4 protein-coding genes and 2 pseudogenes are annotated in these 6169 nt (G+C 34.4%); all 6 read right to left on the bottom strand.

The features are described from left to right. Positions 1–15: 15 nt before the first annotated feature. Complete coding sequence (gene zwf / locus BAQ44_RS03410; RefSeq protein ID WP_071720728.1) at positions 16–1500, bottom strand: glucose-6-phosphate dehydrogenase; 1485 nt, start codon at positions 1498–1500, stop codon at positions 16–18. Between the two features lie 385 nt (positions 1501–1885). Next, a complete protein-coding gene (locus BAQ44_RS03415) occupies positions 1886–2362 on the bottom strand; it encodes a heme-degrading domain-containing protein (protein WP_071720730.1) in 477 nt (158 codons plus the stop codon). Positions 2363–2588: 226 nt separating this feature from the next. After that, positions 2589–2996, bottom strand: coding sequence for an STAS/SEC14 domain-containing protein (locus tag BAQ44_RS03420; protein ID WP_249024716.1), 408 nt, complete (start codon positions 2994–2996; stop codon positions 2589–2591). Between the two features lie 128 nt (positions 2997–3124). Continuing rightward, the gene (locus BAQ44_RS03425; RefSeq protein WP_071720732.1) at positions 3125–4444 is read right to left on the bottom strand and encodes an aromatic amino acid transport family protein; all 1320 of its coding nucleotides are present in this window, start codon (positions 4442–4444) and stop codon (positions 3125–3127) included. 1128 nt (positions 4445–5572) lie between these two features. Beyond that, positions 5573–5844 (bottom strand): annotated as a pseudogene (locus BAQ44_RS31725) (hypothetical protein); the annotation flags it as partial. 26 nt (positions 5845–5870) lie between these two features. After that, positions 5871–6169, bottom strand: a pseudogene (locus BAQ44_RS31730) (IS4 family transposase); the annotation flags it as partial.

Below are 6169 nucleotides of genomic sequence, written 5' to 3' on the forward strand. Positions count from 1 at the left end.
CTTATAAGGATGTACTTATTTTTTCAATCCCTCATCTAACCACCATTTAAACTCACTTTCTTGTAACAGAGCATTCGCAGCATCTGGACCATACGAACCCGACTTATATTCATGAAGTGGTAACAAGTTTTCCTCGAATGCTTCAAGGATTGGTTGTACCCATTCCCATGACAATTCAACTTCTCTCCAGTGTGCAAAGAATGTAGAATCTCCACATACAGCATCATAGATAAGTCTTTCATAAGCTTCAGGTATTCCCATTCCTGTTTGCTCACAAGTAAAATGAATACGGATCGGTTCAAGCTCGCCATTGTTCAATGGATTTTTACTATTTAATTGGAGTGAAACATTTTCATTTGGGCTAATTTCAATGATTAACAAATTAGGCTCCGCATTTGGATTACTATCTTGATATTGCTGTTTTAATGTATTTTTAAATTCAATTACAATACGAGTAGATTTTTCTTTCATTCTTTTTCCTGTTCGTATATAAAACGGAACGCCCGTCCAAAATGAGTTATCGATCCATAGGCGAGCCGCAACAAATGTGTCTGTTTGAGAAGAAGGATTTACTCCTGGCTCCTCTCTATACGCTGCAACTTGTTGGCCCTTTATCTCCCCTGAAGCATATTGTCCGCGAATGATATGGTTCTGAACGTCTTCTTTTTTCACTTTACGAAGAGTCTCCATTACCTTTCGTTTTTCCTCACGAATTTCACATGCATTTATCTTTTCCGGCAAATTCATTGCAGTCATCATTAATATTTGCAACATATGATTTTGAACCATATCACGAATGGCCCCTGCATGATCATAATATGCTGCTCTTTCTTCTACCCCAACTGTTTCACTCGCTGTTATTTGTACATTCGCAATATGTTCTTTATTCCAAATCGATTGGAGAACAGGGTTTGCAAATTCAAGTGCTTCAATATTTTGAACCATTGGCTTACCTAAATAATGATCAATACGATATATTTCGTCTTCTTCAAACGTTCGGCTAAGCTTATCATTCAGCTCTCGAGCAGATGGAAGATCATGACCAAACGGTTTCTCAATCATTAGGCGCTTCCAGCCATCCGTTTCATCGAGTCCACTTCCCTTAATATTTAAAGCAATGGTCTCAAAGAAGTCAGGAGTAACTGAAAGGTAGAACATTCTATTCCCTTGTATATTTTGTTCTTCTTCCCTTTCACGAACTACTTGTAATAACCTTTTATAGTCTTCCGGCTTATTCACATCTAACGGACAATAACGAAAATACTCTAAAAAATCTTCTACTTCCGGAGTACCTTCTTCCCTGCGACGAGAAAAAGTTTCTATGGATTCTTTTACTCTTTTTTGAAAATCTAAATGAGATACTTCACGTCTTCCAAGCCCAATAACGGATATTTGCTTTGGAAGCTTTTGATCTCTATATAAATTATATAGCGCGGGGTAAATTTTTCTTTTAGCTAAATCCCCTGTTGCTCCAAATAAAACAAAGGTCATTGATTCCAATTTCAGTCCCCCTCGTGATGTATAGTCATTGTTACTATAGTAAAAATGCATTGTACAGAAGCTACCATTATTGTTGATTCACTCTTGCTTCTTAACTTTTAATTTTTTATATTTGCCGCTTTCTAATTGTCCCCAATATTAATAGTGGCAATTCAAAGCATTTTTACCACATACTACTTACCTGCCTTAACTTATATAAAATAACTTAATAACTTTTAGTAATTTAATTACGTTATGTATTACATATTAACTACATAGATTATTATCGTCAAGAAAACTGTCTCGAATTAAAGATATTAATCCCGTAACATCTTATTAGAAATATGTTGAACTGAATAATAAAAAGGCAAGACCGAACATATTCTTGTTCGATTTTGCCTTTTTACTATTGCTTCAAATGATTTTTAACCGCTCTTATAACTAATTCATGATCCTCTTCTGGTGGTAATCCTGAAACTGTTATCATTCCAATAACCCCTACATCTTTTATTTGGACCGGAAAACATCCACCAAACGCAGCATAATCCGACCTATCTAAAAGATACTTTTCATTATATGGAACGCCCGTTATTTCACTTTGTATCTGCATATAATACGAGCTATGATTATGCAAAGAAACAACTCGTTTTTTACGCTCAATCCATTGCGTATTTTCCGCAGTTGTCCCTGTCATCTTGAAATGAAATAGTTGCACACCATTTTTCGCTATATCAACAGCAATCAATTTCCCTTCTTGCCTCGCCGTTTCAACGATAAATAAACCTATTTGCAAAGCATCTTCATTTGTAAAAGAGGAAAATTGAAGTGTTTCCTCCTCTATTAAAATTTGTTTACTGATTTCATTCAAATTTGAAGCGCTCATATGTTTATCCCCCTTACTCACTTTATGCGACTCTATCGTACGACCTTTCCATATAACTAATACCGTAAAACGTACTCTTCTCTTCTTGGTGCTATTATGAATTATATTTAACTCATTAAAAATGTATGTCCTCTAGTGCTAAACATTTCGTATAGCAGTTTTCTTCCTGCTACTACTTACAAGTATAAAAAAACCAGTTACTTAAACAACTGGTTCGCTAACAATTTTATATGGGATATTCATTCAACCAAAGGAATGCTTGTTCATAATCATCAAAAAATTTTACAGATTCTTTTGTATTGGACTGTTGTAAATAATTCAGTATTTCCCCTTCTTCAAGAAGAAAAGCAATTGCCTTACTGTGTTTCAAAATCGTTTCATTGAAAAACTTCTCTTTCCATGCTTTTTGAACAGAAAAATGATCTGGCGTATATCCTTTTCTATCCACCAACAATTTGTATTTCCGTCCCTTGGAAATGAATTGCTGACAAACCTGCTCGAAGCAATTAAACCATTCATACACATCATCTGTTTTAATCTTGCCGATAAGACGGGTAACAATTATATCACCCGAAACGGTTGTACTAATATTCAGTTTACTCAACCTAGAATCATCTCCCTTAGCTACAATTATGCGGAAACCTCACATAAAATCAATAAGGTAAAATTGTTACGCATTAAAAAAGGGACAGACTCTCCGAACGAAGAAGCCTGTCCCAAAATCGTTCTATTTTATTTTGCATTAGAACTAACAATCGTGAATTAGAATAATGATTTAATACTTGCTAAAACAGTAAGTACACCTACAATAATAACAAATACGTTACTCATTTTCCCTTTGTATTTAGCTAGTACTGGTACTTTATTGATTGCATACATCGGTAATAGACATAAGATAGCAGCAACTAATGGACCACTTAGAGAATCAATAAGTCCAAGGATACTTGGATTTGTATAAGCAACAAACCAGCATGATAATACAACAAAAGTAAGAACGATTGTCTTAATTGTTTTTTCTTCAATTACTTTCCCACGTGATTTACCGAACTTAATAATCATGTCACGCATTACTTCAAACGCTCCAATATAATGGCCAAGGAAAGACTTTGTAATAGCCACAAAAGCAATGATTGGAGCTGCAATCGTGATTACAGGTGAATTAAGCTCATTAGCAAGATATGAAAGAATTGATAAGTTTTGCTCTTTTGCCATTTTTAAATCCTCTGGAGTCAAGCTTAATGTACTACTCCAAACGAAGAACATAACTACAGCGAATGTCATGATATAACAAACTTTTTGTATTTGCGCACATTTAGCATCAGTAGCATCTATGCCATACGTAGCTCTCTGCTTCACAACAAATGATGAAATCATAGGTGAATGATTAAATGAGAATACGATGATTGGTAGAATCAACAATATCGTTCCAAAATATCCTGTTCCTGTTGAAGCAGTAGAAACAGCTGAGAAGCTAAGCATTGACGTATTCCACTGTGGAATTAAAGATATTGCGATAAACAGTAGAGAAGCTATGAAAGGATACACTAGCATACTCATGATCTTTACAGTAATATCTTGACCAAAATTCAATATAGCGATAAGACCAAGAACTAATACAAGTGATAAAATAGCTCTTGGAGGCTCTGGCATGTGCAATTGATGCACGATAAAACTACTTGCAGTATTTGTAAGTGCAACCGAATACATTAGTACGATTGTATAAATTGAACCGAAATATACGATGTTAAAAATGATACTTGCTTTATTTCCGAAATACTCTCTAATTGTACCTGTGATCCCCTCATCAGCAGAATTAGAAGCGTATATCATTTTAGCAAGTGCCCTATGTGAGTAATACATAACTGGATATGCAAGCAATGTAATTAGTAGTAATGATAATAATCCACCTGAACCTGCATTAATCGGTAAAAAGAGCACCCCTGCTCCAATTGCAGTTCCAAATAAGCTCAATGCCCATGTAGTATCCTGCTTATGCCACTTTTTCGGATCTGCATATTGCTCATTTTTTAGTGCGGTATTTTCAGCTTGAACTTCTATTTTCTTTGCAGTATTCCCGTTCATATAATAGCTCCCCCTTGTATTCTATTCTCGCGTCTCTCTTTATCGCTAACGAACATTTCCTATTTTAGAAAATGAATTCCTTACAAGTTGCCCTACATTGTATGTCCTTCATCAAAATGAATCCAAATTGAAACACTCGCTAGTTAGCGTCCTAATATAATTGTTAGCGTTCACAAAATTGTTTACTCGTAATATCCGCTCTTTATATAAAGACCGCTTAAGAGAACAATATAGAATAGACTTCATATAATACGTTGCAACATTTTTAATAACAGTGTATTACTTTAATGGTTTCTCTTTTTTACTTTTAACAGTAATTTTAGCTAAACCAGCCTCTCATCATTTGTGAGGCATTTCTTTCTCAATTCTATACATCACTTTAATAGCTTCGGCAGCATTTATGGTATTGATTACACAAGCCACTGAAGCACTTTACATACATTTCGCCTCTAACCACACACCTTTCTTACTAGTAATCGCATTTTTTATATTTTCTCCAGAGATAATAAAATTTCTCTCGACGCCCTCATTATAACGTGTATATTTATAAAATTAATATTTTTATATTTTCAGAAATATTAATTGGATATAATTTTACATGGATAATATTTTACAGTTAGTACAAAACCCTTGTCCCTATCACTTAAAACGGAATTGATCAGCAAAAAACACAGTAAAATATTGTTTATCTAAGTTACTTATTTTAAAAATACTTATATATTTCTTTACCGAAAAATTTTATTTTGATTTAAAAAAGATATTCTAGTAAATAATTAATGTGGTTAAAAAGAAATACCCCTTCAAATCTATAAACCGATTTTCAGGATATATATTACAGAAGTTGAATTCATATACATTTTTCAACTTGATGGTAACGAGAGAACCGCTAACCTTTTGCTAAACGAAAAAATAAAATAAGCTGCCCATATGGACCATAGCCATCAAGTTAAAAAAATGAGTCCGATGCCTTTTGGCATCGGACTCATTTTTTTACAATAGGGAGTAGAAGAGTACGGTTTTGGACATACTCAAATAAGACTCTCCGGATTTCGTATTTTTTATACGGCTTTGTGAAGTCTTTTCGTACATTCTTGAGTGATACTAAGGATATCGAACGGTGTACGACACTTATACCTTCATGCTTTTCTTCCGTTTTTGACAAGATCCTGAAAGAGCCTGGTTAGCACTGATACAGGATGTTGAAAGGTTGTGAAAAGCACGTCGTGTATACTAGAGAAGTAAATTTTGACGATATATGTACACTTATACTCACTCACCTCTTTTTGTTTTTTCTCCCATATAAGTCTTCTCATTCGATATGTAATGCTAGCTACCAAACACAAACCAATTAATTGCCCATATAAATGACATTGAAATCGTTCCAGTTTCACAGGTTTCACTTCATTGTGCGGAAGGTGTTTACTAGATACGTTCGTAATAAGAAGGTTGATCCGACTTGCATATTTCGGCATCCTCTTTTTCGCTTTCTTGTGATGTTCCAAACGTTTCGCCCACTCAGTTTGTGTTAGACGATATATGACAAGGCGTGTTTTATGTTTTTGGCGAAGTCCTATATAGATTTCTGGTAATTCTAATATTTGTCCTTCAGCTAGATCTTTCGTCAATTTTTCTAAATCGAGAAGAGTCCATTTTCCATCTTTCTCTTTTTGATAGACTTGTGTATTCCAGCGAATACGTGACACATAAAATGCTTTTCGATCCGCA

The sequence above is a fragment of the Bacillus mobilis genome (assembly GCF_001884045.1).
Taxonomy (GTDB): domain Bacteria; phylum Bacillota; class Bacilli; order Bacillales; family Bacillaceae_G; genus Bacillus_A; species Bacillus_A mobilis.

Bases quoted from the DNA above. Each gene is read 5' to 3' on its own strand.
- BAQ44_RS03415 (WP_071720730.1), bottom strand. From the start codon at position 2,362: ATGAGCGCTTCAAATTTGAATGAAATCAGTAAACAAATTTTAATAGAG.
- BAQ44_RS03425 (WP_071720732.1), bottom strand. From the start codon at position 4,444: ATGAACGGGAATACTGCAAAGAAAATAGAAGTTCAAGCTGAAAATACC.